17 protein-coding genes are annotated in these 18353 nt (G+C 54.4%); 7 read left to right on the forward strand and 10 right to left on the reverse strand.

Features of this window, described 5'->3' with window-relative positions; genetic code table 11:
- Positions 1-48: 48 nt before the first annotated feature.
- Together pstB and phoU are read left to right on the forward strand one after the other, a co-directional pair.
- Positions 49-822, forward strand: a complete 774-nt coding sequence (pstB, locus tag J4728_RS21890; RefSeq protein ID WP_000063118.1) for a phosphate ABC transporter ATP-binding protein PstB — start codon at positions 49-51, stop codon at positions 820-822.
- Positions 823-836: 14 nt separating this feature from the next.
- Positions 837-1562, forward strand: coding sequence for a phosphate signaling complex protein PhoU (gene phoU / locus J4728_RS21895; RefSeq protein WP_000377800.1), 726 nt, complete (start codon positions 837-839; stop codon positions 1560-1562).
- A 52-nt stretch (positions 1563-1614) separates the two neighbouring features.
- Here the strand turns inward: phoU and yieH are convergent, their stop codons facing one another.
- Complete coding sequence (yieH, locus tag J4728_RS21900) at positions 1615-2280, reverse strand: 6-phosphogluconate phosphatase (RefSeq protein WP_000078086.1); 666 nt, start codon at positions 2278-2280, stop codon at positions 1615-1617.
- Positions 2281-2448: 168 nt separating this feature from the next.
- Here yieH and adeP point away from each other — a divergent pair, with 168 nt between their 5' ends.
- The gene (gene adeP, locus J4728_RS21905; protein ID WP_001519317.1) at positions 2449-3786 is read left to right on the forward strand and encodes an adenine permease AdeP; all 1338 of its coding nucleotides are present in this window, start codon (positions 2449-2451) and stop codon (positions 3784-3786) included.
- A 44-nt stretch (positions 3787-3830) separates the two neighbouring features.
- Here adeP and J4728_RS21910 read toward each other — a convergent pair whose 3' ends face one another.
- The 9 genes from J4728_RS21910 to rpmH form a co-directional block, all read right to left on the reverse strand.
- Positions 3831-4415: an NADPH-dependent FMN reductase gene (locus tag J4728_RS21910; RefSeq protein WP_208212394.1), complete on the reverse strand. Its 585-nt coding sequence runs from the start codon at positions 4413-4415 to the stop codon at positions 3831-3833.
- On the reverse strand, positions 4415-5170 hold the full coding sequence (locus J4728_RS21915; protein WP_000190678.1) for a 4'-phosphopantetheinyl transferase family protein: 756 nt from the start codon (positions 5168-5170) through the stop codon (positions 4415-4417). Before J4728_RS21915 ends, J4728_RS21910 begins: the two co-directional genes overlap by 1 nt.
- 157 nt (positions 5171-5327) lie before the next feature.
- The gene (gene yidZ / locus J4728_RS21920) at positions 5328-6287 is read right to left on the reverse strand and encodes an HTH-type transcriptional regulator YidZ (protein WP_000749365.1); all 960 of its coding nucleotides are present in this window, start codon (positions 6285-6287) and stop codon (positions 5328-5330) included.
- Positions 6256-7443 (reverse strand): MFS transporter, encoded by a 1188-nt coding sequence (locus J4728_RS21925; protein ID WP_208212396.1) that lies wholly within the window; start codon positions 7441-7443, stop codon positions 6256-6258. The genes yidZ and J4728_RS21925 overlap by 32 nt, the downstream gene beginning before the upstream one ends.
- A 182-nt stretch (positions 7444-7625) precedes the next feature.
- The gene (gene mnmE, locus J4728_RS21930; RefSeq protein WP_208212399.1) at positions 7626-8990 is read right to left on the reverse strand and encodes a tRNA uridine-5-carboxymethylaminomethyl(34) synthesis GTPase MnmE; all 1365 of its coding nucleotides are present in this window, start codon (positions 8988-8990) and stop codon (positions 7626-7628) included.
- A gap of 141 nt (positions 8991-9131) precedes the next feature.
- On the reverse strand, positions 9132-10778 hold the full coding sequence (gene yidC / locus J4728_RS21935) for a membrane protein insertase YidC (protein ID WP_000378278.1): 1647 nt from the start codon (positions 10776-10778) through the stop codon (positions 9132-9134).
- Positions 10779-10780: 2 nt separating this feature from the next.
- Complete coding sequence (gene yidD / locus J4728_RS21940; protein WP_001307474.1) at positions 10781-11038, reverse strand: membrane protein insertion efficiency factor YidD; 258 nt, start codon at positions 11036-11038, stop codon at positions 10781-10783.
- Positions 11002-11361, reverse strand: coding sequence for a ribonuclease P protein component (rnpA, locus tag J4728_RS21945; protein WP_000239725.1), 360 nt, complete (start codon positions 11359-11361; stop codon positions 11002-11004). The genes yidD and rnpA overlap by 37 nt, the downstream gene beginning before the upstream one ends.
- 16 nt (positions 11362-11377) lie before the next feature.
- Positions 11378-11518, reverse strand: coding sequence for a 50S ribosomal protein L34 (rpmH, locus tag J4728_RS21950; protein WP_000831330.1), 141 nt, complete (start codon positions 11516-11518; stop codon positions 11378-11380).
- Positions 11519-12178: 660 nt separating this feature from the next.
- On the opposite strand from rpmH, the gene dnaA reads away from it, so the two are divergent.
- The 4 genes from dnaA to gyrB all read left to right on the forward strand — a co-directional run bounded on the left by dnaA (position 12179) and on the right by gyrB (position 18348).
- On the forward strand, positions 12179-13579 hold the full coding sequence (dnaA, locus tag J4728_RS21955) for a chromosomal replication initiator protein DnaA (protein ID WP_000059093.1): 1401 nt from the start codon (positions 12179-12181) through the stop codon (positions 13577-13579).
- A gap of 4 nt (positions 13580-13583) precedes the next feature.
- A complete protein-coding gene (gene dnaN, locus J4728_RS21960; protein ID WP_000673474.1) occupies positions 13584-14684 on the forward strand; it encodes a DNA polymerase III subunit beta in 1101 nt (366 codons plus the stop codon).
- 147 nt (positions 14685-14831) lie between these two features.
- A complete protein-coding gene (gene recF, locus J4728_RS21965; RefSeq protein WP_000060081.1) occupies positions 14832-15905 on the forward strand; it encodes a DNA replication/repair protein RecF in 1074 nt (357 codons plus the stop codon).
- Between the two features lie 28 nt (positions 15906-15933).
- A complete protein-coding gene (gene gyrB, locus J4728_RS21970) occupies positions 15934-18348 on the forward strand; it encodes a DNA topoisomerase (ATP-hydrolyzing) subunit B (RefSeq protein WP_000072047.1) in 2415 nt (804 codons plus the stop codon).
- The last annotated feature ends 5 nt before the right edge of the window (positions 18349-18353 follow it).

An 18353-nucleotide genomic window follows, 5' to 3' on the forward strand; every position in this document is an offset into this window, starting at 1 on the left:
TTATTTTACGGCGTGGCGGATGCGGCGCTGGATGAGGAAAAGAGTGAAATGAGTATGGTTGAAACTGCCCCGAGTAAGATTCAGGTTCGTGATTTGAACTTCTACTACGGCAAATTCCATGCCCTGAAGAACATTAATCTGGATATCGCGAAGAATCAGGTAACGGCATTTATCGGGCCATCCGGCTGTGGTAAATCAACGCTACTGCGTACCTTCAATAAAATGTATTCGCTTTATCCGGAGCAGCGCGCGGAAGGTGAAATTCTGCTGGATGGCGACAATATTCTCACCAACACCCAGGATATCGCGCTGCTGCGCGCAAAAGTGGGGATGGTATTCCAGAAGCCGACGCCGTTCCCGATGTCCATCTATGACAATATCGCCTTTGGCGTGCGTCTGTTTGAGAAGCTGTCTCGTGCCGATATGGACGAGCGCGTGCAGTGGGCGTTGACCAAAGCCGCATTATGGAACGAAACCAAAGATAAATTGCACCAGAGCGGGTACTCTCTCTCCGGTGGTCAGCAGCAGCGCCTGTGCATTGCGCGCGGTATCGCCATTCGCCCGGAAGTGCTGCTGTTGGATGAGCCATGCTCAGCTCTGGACCCGATCTCTACCGGGCGTATTGAAGAGCTGATCACCGAGCTGAAACAGGATTACACCGTGGTGATCGTGACCCACAACATGCAGCAGGCGGCACGTTGCTCCGATCATACGGCGTTTATGTACCTGGGCGAGTTGATTGAGTTCAGCAACACGGACGATCTGTTCACCAAGCCCGCGAAGAAACAAACAGAAGACTATATCACCGGTCGTTACGGTTAATTCAGGAGTGCGTAATGGACAGTCTGAACCTTAATAAACATATTTCCGGCCAGTTCAACGCCGAACTGGAAAGCATCCGCACTCAGGTAATGACCATGGGCGGCATGGTGGAGCAGCAGCTTTCTGACGCTATCACCGCCATGCACAACCAGGACAGCGAGCTGGCGAAGCGCGTGGTAGAAGGCGATCATCAGGTTAATATGATGGAAGTCGCCATCGATGAAGCCTGCGTGCGTATTATCGCCAAGCGCCAGCCGACGGCGAGCGATCTGCGTCTGGTAATGGCGATTATCAAAACCATCGCCGAGCTGGAGCGCATTGGCGACGTGGCGGATAAAATCTGCCGTACCGCGCTGGAGAAATTCTCCCAGCAGCACCAGCCGCTGTTGGTGAGTCTGGAGTCACTGGGCCGCCACACCGTGCAGATGCTGCACGACGTGCTGGATGCGTTCGCGCGCATGGATCTCGACGAAGCTGTGCGTATCTACCGTGAAGACAAGAAAGTTGACCAGGAATATGAAGGCATCGTGCGTCAGCTGATGACCTACATGATGGAAGACTCGCGCACCATTCCAAGCGTGCTGACCGCGCTGTTCTGCGCGCGCTCTATCGAGCGTATCGGCGACCGCTGCCAGAATATCTGCGAATACATCTTCTACTTCGTGAAGGGGCAGGATTTCCGTCACGTGGGCGGCGATGAGCTGGATAAGCTGCTGGCGGGGAAAGATCCGAAAGAGTAATAAAAACGTAGAAAGTAGGCCGGATAAGCGTCAGCGCCATCCGGCATTTCAGTTAACGCGTAATCTCCCACCCGCGCGCTTTCCACAATCCCGGCAACTGCGCCAAATCGGTAAACGTCGTCACGTTAGGGTGATCGATCGGCTTGTTATGCGGATCGGCGCAGAAATAAAACACTTCCATTCCCGCCGCAATTCCTGACTGCGCGCCTGCGCTGGAATCATCCACCAGAATACACTTCTCAACATTGACCTTCATGGCGTTCGCCGCATGGAGCATCAGCGCCGGATCGGGCTTCCAGCGTTGAATATCGTAACCGCTAAACAGCAAATCGGGAAAATAATGCAACATGCCCAGTTTACCCAGCGAATGCTGCATCTTACTGACCGGCCCGTTGGATACCACGCACATCGGCGTCTTAATGCTCTCCAGCAGGGTATTTGCGCCCGCGATCGCTTCCAGTTCGGTATCGAACAGACGCGCCACTTCCGCGCGGTACACCGGCTCCAGCTCCGCCTTTGCCAGCGCAACGCCATACTCTTTACTGATGGTATCGATAATTTCGTAGAGTTTTACGCCTTTAAAGCGTCTGAATACTTCCGTGAGCTCAAGCGTAATGCCGAACTGCCGGAACATAGTGACATAGGCGCGCGAGCAAATCACTTCACTGTCGACCAGCGTGCCGTCACAGTCAAAAAACACTGCTTCGATTTGGGACATGTCATTTCCATTTTAACAAGTTTAACGTTTACGTAATGCTGAATGAGGGGACGCAATCGTTGCCGTACTAACAAATTGAGTGAAAAAAATTACCACACAACTGCGCCAGGTGTCGCATTTTGGTATAGGATAACGGCGAATTTTCCCTCCTTTCTCCGGAAATTGATAATGAGTCAACAACACACCACCCAGGCTTCTGGTCAGGGTATGCTGGAACGCGTGTTTAAACTGCGCGAACATGGCACGACGGCACGAACCGAAGTGATCGCCGGTTTTACCACTTTCCTGACGATGGTTTATATCGTTTTTGTTAACCCGCAAATTCTGGGCGTAGCTGGCATGGACACCAGCGCCGTCTTTGTGACCACCTGTCTGATTGCGGCCTTTGGCAGTATTCTGATGGGTCTGTTCGCTAACCTGCCGGTGGCGCTGGCGCCCGCGATGGGGCTGAATGCGTTCTTTGCCTTCGTGGTTGTGCAGGCAATGGGACTGCCGTGGCAGGTAGGCATGGGCGCCATTTTCTGGGGCGCTGTTGGTCTTTTATTGCTGACTATCTTCCGCGTGCGTTACTGGATGATCGCCAACATTCCGGTCAGCCTGCGCGTGGGCATCACCAGCGGCATCGGCCTGTTTATCGGCATGATGGGGCTGAAAAACGCCGGCGTGATCGTCGCTAACCCGGAAACGCTGGTCAGCATCGGCAACCTGACCTCGCACAGCGTGCTGCTGGGGGTTCTCGGATTCTTTATTATTGCGATTCTCGCTTCGCGCAACATTCATGCGGCGGTGCTGGTGTCCATCATCGTCACGACGCTGCTTGGCTGGATGATGGGTGATGTACACTACAACGGCATTGTCTCCGCGCCACCAAGCGTCACCAGCGTGGTAGGGCATGTCGATTTGGCAGGCTCGTTCAATCTTGGCCTGGCGGGGGTTATTTTCTCCTTCATGCTGGTAAACCTGTTTGACTCCTCCGGTACGCTGATTGGCGTGACCGATAAAGCCGGCCTGGCGGATGAGAAAGGCAAATTCCCGCGCATGAAGCAGGCGCTGTTTGTTGATAGTATCTCTTCTGTCACTGGCGCATTTGTCGGAACGTCTTCTGTGACCGCTTATATTGAGTCCTCTTCCGGCGTTTCGGTGGGCGGTCGCACCGGTTTGACGGCGGTGGTGGTCGGTATTTTGTTCCTGCTGGTTATCTTCCTGTCGCCGCTGGCGGGCATGGTGCCGCCTTACGCGGCGGCGGGCGCGCTGATTTACGTCGGCGTGCTGATGACCTCCAGCCTGGCGCGGGTAAACTGGCAGGATTTAACCGAATCGGTCCCGGCATTTATTACGGCGGTAATGATGCCGTTTAGCTTCTCGATCACCGAAGGTATCGCGCTGGGCTTTATCTCTTACTGCGTGATGAAAATCGGTACCGGTCGCCTGCGCGACCTTAGCCCGTGCGTAGTGATTGTCGCGCTGTTATTTGTGCTGAAGATTGTGTTTATTGACGCACACTGATGAAATGAACCCTCGCCCCATCGGGGGGAGGGTTTTTAAATAACTTACGCTTTAACGCGCTGAATATACTCGCCAAATGCGGTCAGCTGACCGGTCAAATGATCTAACGTTCCCTGATCCACCACTTCTCCAGTCTGCGGGTCGACTTTATTCTGAATCACGCCGCCCATAAACTCCGGTTTGTTCATCACCATCGCATCAAGGAACACCAGAATCTGGCGCAGATGATACTGGCAGCGCGCGCCGCCAATCGCCCCCATTGAGCTGGTCTGGATAAGAACGGGCTTACCCGCCAGCGGCTGCTCAGGCAGACGGGATAGCCAGTCGATGGCATTCTTCAGGCCGCCGGGAACGGAATAGTTATATTCCGGCGTCACAATGACGACGCCTTCGGCGTTGCGAATCTGCTCCGCCAGCGCCTCTACGCTGGCTGGAAATCCCTCGTCCTGCTGGATATCGGCGTCATACAGCGGAATATCCCCGATCGAAGGCAGCGGCGATACCGTCATTCCTGCCGGCGCGACTTTAGGCAGCGTACGCGCCACCATCCCGTTAAAGGAACCTTTGCGTAAACTTCCCAGCAGTGTAACCACATTCAGCGTTTCAGACATACGTGCCCCTTTTTTCATTATGAACGATTAAGCGTATACGATTTGGCGGCGGGGAGTTGGGCGAATCGCATCAGACGACCGGTTGGCTCATTGGCGCGCGTCTGGATATCGGGCAGGCTTTTCCAGCCCAGTTTGCCATCGAACTCCCACACTTTTAATTTTTCTATCGCTGGCGTAACGGTTACGGACCATACCAGCACATCTTCCGCATCGCATACGGCTTCAAGCTGTGTGACATGCGCGCACTTCAGGCGTCCGGCAACGGGTAAAAGTTGCAGCTCCCGCGGATCGTCATTCATGACATCGCCGGTGAGTTTTAACACGCTCTGGCGCAATGTGATGAGTTGCGCTCGCGCTTCGTTGGGATCGTTTTGATTGGCTACCCATAAGTTTTCATTACGGGAGAAAGGGTGGCGTTCGAGCGAATGCGGATGGTGAAAGCCGCGGGAGGTGCGCTGTAATTCCATATCCAGCCCGCACTCTCCTTCGGTGGTCAACGCCACGCCAACCATATTTCCGGCGTAGGAGATAGAAAAGCCTGGCAGATTTTTGTCACGAAACGCGGGTTTACCTTTCGCCTGAATAATGATTTCCGGCAGCTCGCTAATTCCGTACAGCATAAACATCAGTTCGGCAAGAAGGCCTCTGGAGGCGAGAAAACGCGTTCGTCGGTGAGCAGGCAGGTTTCTGGCTTCAATATGGCAAGACGAAGAGAGACGAATTGAAACCAACTGTCCCTCCGTAAGTATCCCTCTGGCAAAGTGAGTCGCCATTTTTCGCTCCGTGATTAATGGGCCGTGATAATGACGAGAGTAACATTAACGTAAATTATGGACAGGTTTTACGCGCTAAAAATTCAATTTCAGAAGGTTCTTTAATCAGACGGTGACATTTCTGGTAAGAGTAAGGTTAATTTATCAACACAGGTGGTCAGATAAGGCGACGGCAGAGCGTGTTGATAGCCTGTCGTAGCCACACAATCTTGGGATTATGACTATTACGTTTGTGCCATAATAGGGTAAATGGCACCATCAGCTTTTCCCGCTGTTGCGCATCAAAAGGCAGGGGGCGCGCCACTAACGGTAGCTGGTGGAGCTGATTGTAGTGCTGGCAATAGCGCGGCGCGGTTGCTATCAGGGTGTGATCCGGCTGGGCGGCCATAAAGAGCGACTGCTCGAACCCCGGCAGGCTCAACGCAATATGGCGTTTGCGTCCCATTTCTTGCAGGACATCATCCAGCGCCCAGGTATCGCTTTGCTCCCAGCAAATACTGATATGCGGGTAGCGCAGAAAAGTGTCCAGATCCCACGCTTCGCGCAGCGCCGGATGATCTTCCCGCAGCCAGACCCACGGTAAATCGCTAAACAGTACCTCAAAATCAATCGCGAGCGGTAACAGACTGAGCAATTCTCGCGAGCGGGGATGGCTTTCGCGTCCGGTAAATCCGATATCGACTTCCCCACGCGTAATCGCCTCCAGCGAGTCATAATCCCAGTTGCGAACCTTAATGGTAGCCTGCGGATAGCGCTGATAAATCTGCTGCGACAGTGAATTAAACATAATCATCATCAGCGGCGACTCTGCTGCCAACTCAAATTTTAAACCGCGCGGCGTTTGATGATGCGGTTTATCAAGCAGTTGATTCCCCATCTGCATCCAGTCCGCCAGACTTTGCTCCATACTGACCATCAGCGGCGTCGGCGCCAGGCCCAGCGGCGTATTGACGAACAGCGGATCGTCAAACCATGCCCGGAGTTTCGCCAGCGATTTGCTGACCGCTGAGGGCGTTACGTTCATCCGTTTTGCAGCTTTAGTGACGCTGCGCTCCTGCATGAGTAACTGTAGGCATAACAGCAAATTAAGGTCGAGATTGGTAAGGGATTTCTTCATGCTCGGCTACGGACCTGTTGGGCGTGACGGAGAAGATCAGCAGAATACTCACTATGCTACAACCAATCAGAATCCCGATCAGCATATTCATCGCGCTGATACCGAGTATTGCCGCCAGCCAAATCCACAGTGATGAACCGCAAACCTGCGCGATACCGAGCGTGGAACTGGCCACTCCGGCGCGCAGCGAAAACGGCCCCAGCGCCTGGCTCATCGCGACGCCAAAACCAACCGAGAATCCGGCGCAGATAAGCGTCAGGCCAAAGAGTGTGACGGTATTGGTATGAGCAAGGCTTAACGTCACGCCAGCCGTCAAAAACAGCCCCTGTGAGACGAGCATTAAGGTTCGCGGCTTAAATAACCCAAGCGCAAAAGTGGTGGAAAAAGAGACGACCATACTGACGCCTGCGGTGAGCGCCATGGTAATGGCATAGTCGCCACGGCTAAATCCCATCACCTCCATCAGCAGCACTGGAGAGGCATTGACAAAGGTCAGGATCACCGACACGCTAAGGGTGGTGATCGCCAGTCGACTAACGAAAAAACGGTTAATCAGCGACTCGGCGGCGGGCGACGATCGTGATAAATCGCGTGGAGCCAGCCTTACCGGGCGCGTCTCGCGCAGGATAAACAGTGATAACAGGCCCACAATAATGCCCATCGCGGACATCGTATAGAACAGACTTTGCCAGGGGAAACGAAGCATAATCAAATGCCCCACCACCGGGGCGAGTACCGGCACAATACAGGTAATCCCATTCAATAATGACAGCACTTTCGCCCGGCGATGCTCGTCGAGCGTGTCGCGCAGAATGGCGAACGCCACCACATAGCAGCCGCCTGCACCTATTCCCTGAAGAAAACGCCCACTCAGAAATAGCGAGCCTTCCGACGCCCGTGAACAAAGCAGTGAGGCCATCATAAAGACGATCGCGCCGACGATCGCGACCGGTTTGCGGCCTGACTGATCGGCTATCTTCCCGGCAAACAGCATGGCCGTCGCCATTCCGGCCAGGTAAACGGAGAAGGCGATATGCAACTGCGACTCACTGGCGTTCAGATCGACGGCTATACGCGGTAAACCGACCAGATACATATCAATACCGGCAGGATAGAGTAAAACCAGGGCAAAACTACACAGTAGAAAACGTTTCATAGCGGCCTCACGAAAAGTGTGGCGCTAAGAATACGGGGCGACGTTGCGCGAGACGAGTTGCCATTTGGACAACAGTGATTTCCTCATGGGAAATTATTGCTGCCGGATGGCGGCATAAACGCCTTATCCGGCTTACGGGTTTTGTAGGCCCGGTAAGCATCGTGCCACCGGGCAACACAACGTTATTTACCAATACAGAAGCTGGAGAAAATCCGTCCCAGCAGGTCGTCGGAGGTAAACTCGCCGGTAATCTCGCTTAAGCTTTGCTGCGCCAGGCGCAACTCTTCCGCCAGCAGTTCCCCCGCCCATGCGCCTAATAACTGCGCTTTGCCCTGCTCAAGATGTTCAGCGGCTTCCGCCAGCGCCTGTAGGTGACGGCGGCGGGCCAGGAAGCCGCCTTCCATATTGGTATCAAACCCCATGCTCTGCTTGAGGTGGTTACGCAACACGTCGACGCCTTCGCCGGTACGCGCCGAGAGGCGAACCAGTGAGTGACCGTTTACTTCACTAATACCCAACGTTTCGCCGGTGATATCCGCCTTGTTACGTACCACGGTAATCGGTAGATTTTTGGGCAGACGGGCGATAAAGTCCGGCCAGATGTCGGCAGGGTCAACGGCGTCCGTCGTGGTGCCATCCACCATAAACAGCACGCGATCGGCCTGTTCAATCTCCTGCCAGGCGCGTTCGATGCCGATACGCTCAACTTCGTCGCTGGCGTCGCGTAGTCCGGCGGTATCGATGATATGCAGCGGCATCCCGTCGATGTGAATATGCTCGCGCAACACGTCGCGCGTGGTACCGGCGATATCGGTAACAATGGCCGCTTCACGGCCTGCCAGCGCATTCAGCAGGCTGGATTTCCCGGCATTCGGGCGTCCGGCAATCACTACCTTCATCCCTTCGCGCAGCAGGCTGCCCTGGCGCGCTTCGGTGCGCACGGCGTCAAGATCGGCGATGACGCCATTGAGCTGCGCTTCAATTTTGCCGTCAGAGAGAAAGTCGATCTCCTCATCCGGAAAATCGATAGCCGCTTCGACGTAGATTCGCAGGTGAGTAAGTGCTTCCACAAGGTGGTTAACGCGGGTGGAAAATGCCCCCTGTAATGAGTTTAGCGCCGAACGCGCCGCCTGTTCGGAACTGGCATCGATCAGGTCGGCAATGGCTTCCGCCTGGGCTAAATCGAGCTTATCGTTGAGGAACGCTCGCTCGGAGAACTCGCCCGGTCGGGCAATTCGCACGCCTGGAAGCGTCAGGATACGTTTTAACAGCAGGTCCAGGATCACCGGACCGCCGTGCCCTTGTAGCTCCAGCACATCTTCACCGGTGAAGGAGTTCGGGCCGGGAAACCACAGCGCAATACCCTGATCCAGCGCGCTGCCGTCAACGTCTTTAAACGGCAGGTAGTCGGCATAGCGCGGCTTCGGCAGCTTGCCCAGCACCTCTTGCGCAACGTCGCGCGCCTTCAGACCAGAGATACGCAGGATACCCACGCCACCGCGTCCCGGTGGGGTTGCCTGGGCGACGATAGTGTCGTTATGGCTCATGGTTAGTCTCAACTTTGTTGCAATAAAAAAAGGCGGTCATATGACCGCCTTTTGATTGTAGGCCTGATAAGCGTTAGCGCCATCAGGCTGACCGGCGCGCCTTGCCGGATGGCGGCTTCGCCTTATCCGGCCTACACCGAATCAGGATTTTTTCTTCTCGCGGCTATGCAGACCACGCTTCTCCAGACCACGGTAGATCAGCTGCTGCTGAATGATGGTGACCAGGTTGCTGACGATATAGTACAGCACCAGACCTGACGGGAACCACAGGAAGAACACCGTAAAGATGACCGGCATAAAGGTCATGATCTTCTGCTGCATCGGGTCGGTCACGGTGGTCGGCGACATCTTCTGAATGAAGAACATCGTTACGCCCATCAGGATCGGCAGAATGTAGTACGGGTCCTGTGCGGACAGGTCATGAATCCACAGCGCGAACGGCGCATGACGCAGTTCAATGGAACCCATCAGCATGTAGTACAACGCCAGGAAGATAGGCATCTGGATGATCAGCGGGAAGCAGCCGCCCAGCGGGTTAACCTTCTCCGCTTTGTACAGGGCCATCATCTCCTGGCTTTGGCGCTGTTTATCATCGCCAAGACGTTCGCGCATCGCCTGAATTTTCGGCTGCAGCATACGCATCTTCGCCATTGACGTGTACTGCGCTTTGGTCAGCGGGTACATGATACCGCGAACGATAAAGGTAATGATGATAATGGAGAAGCCCCAGTTGCCCACAAAGCTGTGGATCCACTTCAGCAACTTGAACAGCGGCTGAGAGATGAACCACAACCAGCCGTAGTCCACGGTCAAATCCAGGTGCGGTGCAACAGCCGCCATTTTATCCTGAATTTCCGGGCCGACCCACAGGGTGCTGGTCATCGCGCCAGTCTGGCCTGGCTGTACCAGTACCGGCTGCGCTTTATAGCCGATAGCGACAATGCCGTTGCCCAGATTGGCGGTGTAGAAATTGTTGGTGCCGTCGTTACGCGGAATCCATGCGGTAGCGAAATACTGCTGCAACATTGCCACCCAACCGCCTTTGGAGCTGACGTTGAGGTTTTCGTTATCGGCAATAGTGTCGAATTTGTATTTCTCATACTTCTCATCCGGCGTGGAGTACGCTGCGCCGCGGAATGTATGCAGCGCAAAGTTGCTGCTGCCGGTGTCGCGATGAGGAGGCAGGTTGACGGATTGTTTTAACTGACCAAAGGTGGAGACTTCCAGCGGTTTTTCGCCGGTGTTCTGCACGCTATAGTTCACGTTAACCGCATAATCGCCACGCTTAAAGACAAACGTTTTGGTAAACGTGTTGCCTGCGGCGTCAGTATAAGTCATCGGAACCTGCAGTTCGTTCTGACCGTCGGCCAGTACAAACGCATCTTTCTCGACGTTGTACAGCGGACGCGGGCCGTTCGCCGGGTTATCCGGGCCGTCGCGGCCTGTCAGGCCGCTTTGCGCCTGATAGATAAACTGCGGGGTGGTTTCCAGCAGCTGGAACGGTTCGTTGGAACCCAGTTCTTTCGGGTAAGCCGGGAGCAAGGCCTGCTCGACATCACCACCACGGGTGTTGATAGTCAAATCAAGCACATCGGTTTTCACCGTAATCATTTTCCCCTGGCCACTGGCTGGTACGCCCTGGTCGGCGGCGCTACCCGCTGCGGTGGTCGTTGTCTGCGTGGTCTGTTGAGTCTGAGGTTGCGGATTTTTATCCTGCTCCCAGGCTTGCCAGATCATGAAAGACACGAACAGCAAAGCGATGACTAAAAGATTGCGTTGCGAATCCATCGTTAGTGTTCTCTGGTATCAAATGGTCCGGGCGGGACGGGATCGTCACCACCAGGGTGTAAAGGGTGGCATTTTAATACGCGTTTCACCGTCAACCAACTGCCTTTTATCACTCCAAACCTGCGCAATGCCTCAATTCCGTAGCTTGAGCACGTTGGCGTGAAACGACAATGCGGCCCAAGCAGCGGACTGATCAGGCGTTGATAGACCCGAATAAGGGCTATCAGGACCCGCGAGCCAGGCGACAGTGGCGGCGCCATAATTTTTCCAACGCTTCCGAGAGAGCACGGTTATCGAGGTCGGCAACCCCTTTTTTCGCCACCACCACGAAATCCATTGCAGGAAGTTCATGCTGGCGCAGACGGAAGCTTTCACGCGTCAGACGTTTAATCCGGTTGCGTTCATGCGCACGTCGAACGTTTTTCTTGGCGACGGTAAGACCGATACGGGGATGCCCCAGCGAATTCAGGCGGCCGAGGATGGTGATTTGCGGCGTGCCAGCCCGTTGAGGTTGCTGGAAGACGAATGTGAAATGAGCGGGAGTTAACAAACGTAACTCCCTGGGAAATGCGAGCTTAACCACTCAGGGGTTAGCTTTATTACTTGGAAACGGTCAGACGAGCGCGGCCTTTAGCACGACGACGTGCCAGAACCTGACGACCATTTTTAGTAGCCATACGAGCACGGAAGCCGTGAGAACGGTTGCGCTTCAGTACAGACGGTTGAAAAGTGCGTTTCATGGCGATTTCTACCTAAACTTGAATAAATTCACTGACTTTTGCGTATACCCGAACAAACTTTGAACGACTTACGCCACAGTGTGGGTGATTAAAGAGGCCGGATTGTAATAATTGTACACTCCGGAGTCAATTCTCTTTCCTTATTTTCCCGCGATTTTCCACGCCTTTTTGTGCGGAAAATAAGCAGCGTTGACGCCATATGACGGGCATTGCGCGACGGGTGGAGAATTATACGGACTGCCAGGTAAAGCGCAAGGATCGCCCTGGATCTTTATGCGATCTTTTAGGCGTCTGCTCACCTTTACCTATTAATTTTTTCAATATGCGCGCGAAAGCGTACAGGAGTTCCCCAGGATCGATTACACTTATCCTTTCCTGGAAAGTCCTGTGGATAAATCGGGAAGAATCTGTGAGAAACAGAAGATCTCTTGCTCAGTTTAGGCTATGATCCGCGGTCCTGATCGTTTCAAACGATCCTGGTCAGGCATGAACACGAAATCTTTCAGACTGCGTGAAGTCGCGATCGTTTGAAAGATCCGTGAAAACCGCAGACAGCGGTTCGTGCGTCACCCTTCATGCAGGGTCTTATCGACGTGCGCCAACAATCATTAATGTATCAGCCTTTGTCATTTATCGACTTTTGTTCGAGTGGAGTCCGCCGTGTCACTTTCGCTTTGGCAGCAGTGTCTTGCCCGATTGCAGGATGAGTTACCAGCCACAGAATTCAGTATGTGGATACGCCCGTTGCAGGCGGAACTGAGCGATAACACGCTGGCTTTGTATGCGCCAAACCGTTTTGTGCTCGATTGGGTAAGAGATAAGTACCTCAACAATATCAATGGATTACTCAACACATTCTGCGGCGCGGATGCCCCACAACTGCGTTTTGAAGTGGGAACAAAGCCCGTTACGCAAACGCTAAAAACGCCTGTGCATAACGTTGTCGCGCCTGCGCAGACAACAACGGCGCAGCCGCAGCGCGTAGCGCCTGCGGCCCGTTCGGGCTGGGATAACGTACCAGCGCCGGCGGAGCCGACCTACCGCTCCAACGTCAATGTTAAACATACATTTGATAACTTCGTCGAAGGTAAATCCAACCAACTGGCGCGCGCGGCGGCACGTCAGGTGGCGGATAATCCTGGCGGCGCCTATAACCCGTTATTCCTCTATGGCGGCACCGGTCTGGGTAAAACTCACCTGCTGCACGCGGTGGGTAACGGCATTATGGCGCGCAAACCCAACGCGAAAGTCGTGTATATGCACTCCGAGCGCTTTGTGCAGGACATGGTAAAAGCCCTGCAAAATAACGCCATCGAAGAGTTTAAACGCTACTACCGCTCCGTTGACGCATTGCTGATCGACGATATTCAATTCTTCGCCAATAAAGAACGATCCCAGGAAGAGTTTTTCCACACCTTTAACGCTCTGCTGGAAGGCAATCAGCAGATCATTTTGACGTCGGATCGCTATCCGAAAGAGATCAACGGCGTTGAGGATCGTCTCAAGTCCCGCTTTGGTTGGGGGCTAACAGTGGCGATCGAACCACCAGAGCTGGAAACCCGCGTGGCGATCCTGATGAAAAAAGCGGACGAAAATGATATTCGTCTGCCAGGCGAAGTAGCGTTCTTTATCGCCAAGCGTCTACGCTCTAACGTACGTGAACTGGAAGGCGCGCTGAACCGGGTGATCGCCAATGCCAACTTTACCGGCCGGGCGATTACTATCGACTTTGTGCGCGAAGCGCTGCGCGATTTACTGGCGTTGCAGGAAAAACTGGTCACCATCGACAATATTCAGAAGACGGTGGCCGAGTATTACAAAATCAAAATTGCGGATCTGCTTTCTAAGCGTCGATCTCGCTCGGTAGCACGTCCGCGCCAGATGGCTATGGCGCTGGCAAAAGAGCTCACCAACCACAGTCTGCCGGAAATCGGTGATGCGTTTGGCGGGCGCGACCACACTACCGTACTTCATGCCTGTCGTAAAATTGAGCAACTGCGTGAAGAAAGCCACGATATCAAAGAAGATTTTTCGAATTTAATCAGAACATTGTCGTCGTGATCCTATGAAATTTACCGTTGAACGTGAACATTTATTAAAACCGCTTCAGCAGGTCAGCGGCCCGCTGGGCGGTCGTCCTACGCTGCCGATTCTCGGTAACCTGCTCCTCCAGGTAGCGGACGGTACGCTTTCTCTGACCGGCACCGATCTTGAAATGGAGATGGTCGCGCGCGTTACGCTTTCTCAGCCGCATGAGCCAGGCGCCACTACCGTGCCGGCGCGGAAATTCTTTGATATCTGCCGCGGCCTGCCGGAGGGCGCGGAGATTGCCGTTCAGTTGGAAGGCGATCGGATGCTGGTGCGTTCTGGCCGTAGCCGCTTCTCGCTGTCTACGCTGCCTGCCGCCGATTTCCCGAATCTTGACGACTGGCAAAGCGAAGTTGAATTTACGCTGCCGCAGGCCACGATGAAGCGCCTGATTGAAGCGACCCAGTTTTCGATGGCTCATCAGGATGTGCGCTACTACTTAAACGGTATGCTGTTTGAAACGGAAGGTAGCGAACTGCGCACTGTCGCGACCGACGGCCACCGTCTGGCGGTGTGCTCAATGCCGCTGGAAGCGTCTTTACCCAGCCACTCGGTGATTGTGCCGCGTAAAGGCGTGATTGAACTGATGCGTATGCTCGACGGCGGCGAAAACCCGCTGCGCGTGCAGATTGGCAGTAATAATATCCGCGCGCACGTCGGCGACTTTATCTTTACCTCGAAGCTGGTGGATGGTCGTTTCCCGGATTACCGTCGCGTTCTGCCGAAGAATCCGGATAAACATCTGGAAGCGGGCTGCGATATCCTCAAGCAGGCGTTTGCCCGCGCGGCAATCCTCTCGAATGAGAAATTCCGCGGCGTGCGTCTGTACGTCAGTGAGAATCAGCTCAAAATCACCGCCAATAACCCGGAACAGGAAGAAGCGGAAGAGATTCTGGACGTGAGCTATGGCGGGACGGAGATGGAAATCGGCTTTAACGTCAGTTACGTGCTGGACGTGCTCAATGCGCTGAAGTGCGAAACCGTGCGCATTATGCTGACGGATTCCGTATCGAGCGTACAGATTGAGGATGCGGCGTCACAGAGTGCTGCCTACGTTGTTATGCCAATGAGGCTGTAGAATCTGAAAAGGGGCTGGTTTACTTGCCATTTCGCCTCCCGGCAGTGCTCGAAATGCTCACGTACTTCGTGTACGCTCCGCTTTCTGCGCGCTGGCGGTAGACGAACTGGCTGCGACACACACGCCCCTGGACGAATGTACTAATATATGTCACTGACGCGCCTTTTAATCAAAGACTTCCGCAACATAGAAAATGCGGATCTCGCTTTATCCCCCGGCTTTAATTTCCTGGTTGGCGCCAACGGCAGCGGCAAAACCAGCGTGCTGGAAGCTATCTATACGCTTGGCCATGGTCGGGCGTTTCGCAGTTTGCAGCCTGGCCGCGTGATTCGTCATGAGCAGGAAGCGTTTGTTCTTCACGGGCGATTACAGGGCGAAGAGCGTGAGACGTCGATTGGTTTAACCAAAGATAAGCAGGGCGACAGCAAAGTCCGTATCGATGGTACCGACGGTCACAAGATCGCGGAGCTGGCGCATTTAATGCCGATGCAGTTGATTACGCCGGAGGGGTTTACTTTACTCAACGGCGGCCCCAAATACAGAAGAGCGTTCCTTGACTGGGGATGCTTTCACAACGAAGCCGGATTCTTCACCGCCTGGAGCAACCTGAAACGATTGCTGAAACAGCGTAATGCCGCGCTGCGCCAGGTGAGTCGTTATGAGCAATTGCGCCCGTGGGATAAAGAGCTGATTCCGCTGGCGGAACAAATTAGTACCTGGCGGGCGGAGTACAGTAGCGCTATCGCACAGGACATGGCGGATACCTGTCAGCAGTTTTTACCTGAATTTTCCCTGACGTTCTCTTTCCAGCGCGGCTGGGAGAAAGAGACGGACTATGCGGACGTGCTGGAGCGAAGCTTTGAGCGTGACCGTATGTTGACCTACACCGCGCACGGGCCGCATAAAGCGGACTTTCGCATTCGCGCTGACGGCGCGCCGGTGGAAGATACCCTGTCGCGCGGGCAGCTAAAGTTATTGATGTGCGCCTTACGTCTGGCGCAGGGCGAGTTCCTCACCCGCGAAAGCGGGCGGCGCTGCCTGTACCTGATAGATGATTTTGCCTCTGAACTTGACGATGCGCGTCGCGGACTGCTGGCCAGCCGCTTAAAAGCCACGCAATCGCAGGTCTTTGTCAGCGCAATTAGCGCTGAACACGTTATAGACATGTCGGATGAAAATTCGAAGATGTTTACCGTGGAAAAGGGTAAAATAACGGATTAACCCAAGATTAAATGAGCGAGAAACGTTGATGTCGAATTCTTATGACTCCTCCAGTATCAAAGTCCTGAAAGGGCTGGATGCGGTGCGTAAGCGCCCGGGTATGTATATCGGCGACACGGATGACGGCACCGGTCTGCACCACATGGTATTCGAGGTGGTAGATAACGCTATCGACGAAGCGCTCGCGGGTCACTGTAAAGATATCGTCGTGACTATTCACGCCGATAATTCCGTGTCCGTAACGGATGATGGCCGTGGCATTCCGACCGGTATTCACCCGGAAGAAGGCGTCTCGGCGGCGGAAGTGATCATGACCGTTCTGCACGCGGGCGGTAAATTTGACGATAACTCCTATAAAGTCTCCGGCGGTCTGCACGGCGTGGGTGTCTCGGTAGTCAACGCTCTGTCGCAAAAACTGGAACTGGTTATCCAGCGAGATGGCAAAATTCACCGTCAGATCTACGAGCACGGCGTGCCGCAGGCACCCCTTGCCGTCACTGGCGATACCGATAAAACCGGCACGATGGTACGTTTCTGGCCGAGCCACGAAACCTTCACTAACGTCACTGAATTTGAATATGAGATCCTGGCGAAACGCCTGCGTGAACTGTCATTCCTGAACTCTGGCGTTTCCATCCGCCTGCGCGACAAGCGCGATGGCAAAGAAGATCATTTCCACTACGAAGGCGGCATCAAGGCGTTTGTTGAATATCTGAACAAGAATAAAACGCCGATCCACCCGAATATCTTCTACTTCTCCACCGAAAAAGACGGTATCGGCGTCGAAGTAGCGCTGCAGTGGAACGATGGTTTCCAGGAAAATATCTACTGCTTTACCAACAACATTCCGCAGCGTGACGGCGGTACTCACCTTGCAGGCTTCCGTGCGGCGATGACCCGTACGCTGAACGCCTACATGGACAAAGAAGGCTACAGCAAAAAAGCCAAAGTCAGCGCCACTGGCGACGATGCCCGTGAAGGTCTGATTGCGGTGGTTTCCGTAAAAGTACCGGACCCGAAATTCTCCTCGCAGACCAAAGACAAGCTGGTCTCTTCCGAGGTGAAATCGGCGGTGGAACAGCAGATGAACGAACTGCTGAGCGAATACCTGCTGGAAAACCCATCTGACGCGAAAATTGTCGTCGGCAAAATTATCGACGCCGCGCGTGCGCGTGAAGCGGCGCGTCGCGCCCGTGAAATGACCCGTCGTAAAGGCGCGCTGGATTTAGCGGGCCTGCCGGGCAAACTGGCGGACTGCCAGGAACGCGACCCGGCGCTGTCCGAACTGTACCTGGTGGAAGGGGACTCCGCGGGCGGCTCTGCGAAGCAGGGGCGTAACCGCAAGAACCAGGCGATTCTGCCGCTGAAAGGTAAAATCCTCAACGTCGAGAAAGCGCGCTTCGACAAGATGCTCTCCTCTCAGGAAGTGGCGACGCTGATCACCGCGCTGGGCTGCGGTATCGGTCGCGACGAGTACAACCCGGACAAGCTGCGCTATCACAGCATCATCATCATGACCGATGCGGACGTCGACGGCTCGCACATCCGTACGCTGCTGTTGACCTTCTTCTATCGTCAGATGCCGGAAATCGTCGAGCGCGGCCACGTCTACATTGCGCAGCCGCCGCTGTACAAAGTCAAGAAAGGCAAGCAGGAACAGTACATTAAAGACGACGAAGCGATGGATCAGTACCAGATTTCCATCGCGCTTGACGGTGCGACTCTGCACGCGAACGCTCATGCGCCAGCGCTATCCGGCGAAGCGTTAGAAAAACTGGTCTCTGAATATAACGCCACGCAGAAAATGATTGGTCGTATGGAGCGTCGCTTCCCGAAAGCGCTGCTCAAAGAGCTGGTGTATCAGCCAACTCTGACCGAAGCCGATCTTTCTGATGAGCAGACTGTAACGCGCTGGGTGAATGCGCTGATTACCGAGCTGAATGAGAAAGAGCAGCACGGCAGTCAGTGGAAGTTCGATGTTCATACTAATACGGAACAGAATCTGTTCGAGCCGATCGTTCGCGTGCGTACGCATGGCGTGGATACCGATTATCCGTTGGATCACGAGTTTGTGACCGGCGCGGAATATCGTCGTATCTGCACGCTGGGCGAGAAGCTGCGCGGTCTGATTGAAGAGGACGCGTTTATTGAACGCGGCGAGCGTCGCCAGCCGGTAACCAGCTTCGAGCAGGCGCTGGAGTGGCTGGTGAAAGAATCACGTCGCGGTCTGGCTATCCAGCGTTATAAAGGTCTGGGTGAAATGAACCCGGATCAGCTGTGGGAAACCACCATGGACCCGGAAAGCCGCCGTATGCTGCGCGTGACCGTCAAAGATGCGATTGCTGCCGACCAGCTGTTCACCACGCTGATGGGTGATGCCGTTGAGCCGCGTCGTGCCTTTATCGAAGAGAACGCCCTGAAAGCGGCGAATATCGATATTTAACCTGC

It is taken from the genome of Salmonella sp. 32070601201500089SM, from assembly GCF_017573605.1.
GTDB lineage: Bacteria > Pseudomonadota > Gammaproteobacteria > Enterobacterales > Enterobacteriaceae > Salmonella > Salmonella enterica.

Coding starts and splice junctions, on each gene's coding strand:
- J4728_RS21915 (WP_000190678.1), bottom strand. CDS start 5,170: ATGGCGACTCACTTTGCCAGAGGGATACTTACGGAGGGACAGTTGGTT.
- rpmH (WP_000831330.1), bottom strand. CDS start 11,518: ATGAAACGCACTTTTCAACCGTCTGTACTGAAGCGCAACCGTTCTCAC.
- J4728_RS21910 (WP_208212394.1), bottom strand. CDS start 4,415: ATGAAAAAAGGGGCACGTATGTCTGAAACGCTGAATGTGGTTACACTG.
- recF (WP_000060081.1), top strand. CDS start 14,832: ATGTCACTGACGCGCCTTTTAATCAAAGACTTCCGCAACATAGAAAAT.
- yieH (WP_000078086.1), bottom strand. CDS start 2,280: ATGTCCCAAATCGAAGCAGTGTTTTTTGACTGTGACGGCACGCTGGTC.
- gyrB (WP_000072047.1), top strand. CDS start 15,934: ATGTCGAATTCTTATGACTCCTCCAGTATCAAAGTCCTGAAAGGGCTG.
- yidZ (WP_000749365.1), bottom strand. CDS start 6,287: ATGAAGAAATCCCTTACCAATCTCGACCTTAATTTGCTGTTATGCCTA.
- mnmE (WP_208212399.1), bottom strand. CDS start 8,990: ATGAGCCATAACGACACTATCGTCGCCCAGGCAACCCCACCGGGACGC.
- J4728_RS21925 (WP_208212396.1), bottom strand. CDS start 7,443: ATGAAACGTTTTCTACTGTGTAGTTTTGCCCTGGTTTTACTCTATCCT.
- yidD (WP_001307474.1), bottom strand. CDS start 11,038: ATGGCGCCGCCACTGTCGCCTGGCTCGCGGGTCCTGATAGCCCTTATT.
- dnaN (WP_000673474.1), top strand. CDS start 13,584: ATGAAATTTACCGTTGAACGTGAACATTTATTAAAACCGCTTCAGCAG.
- phoU (WP_000377800.1), top strand. CDS start 837: ATGGACAGTCTGAACCTTAATAAACATATTTCCGGCCAGTTCAACGCC.
- adeP (WP_001519317.1), top strand. CDS start 2,449: ATGAGTCAACAACACACCACCCAGGCTTCTGGTCAGGGTATGCTGGAA.
- yidC (WP_000378278.1), bottom strand. CDS start 10,778: ATGGATTCGCAACGCAATCTTTTAGTCATCGCTTTGCTGTTCGTGTCT.
- pstB (WP_000063118.1), top strand. CDS start 49: ATGAGTATGGTTGAAACTGCCCCGAGTAAGATTCAGGTTCGTGATTTG.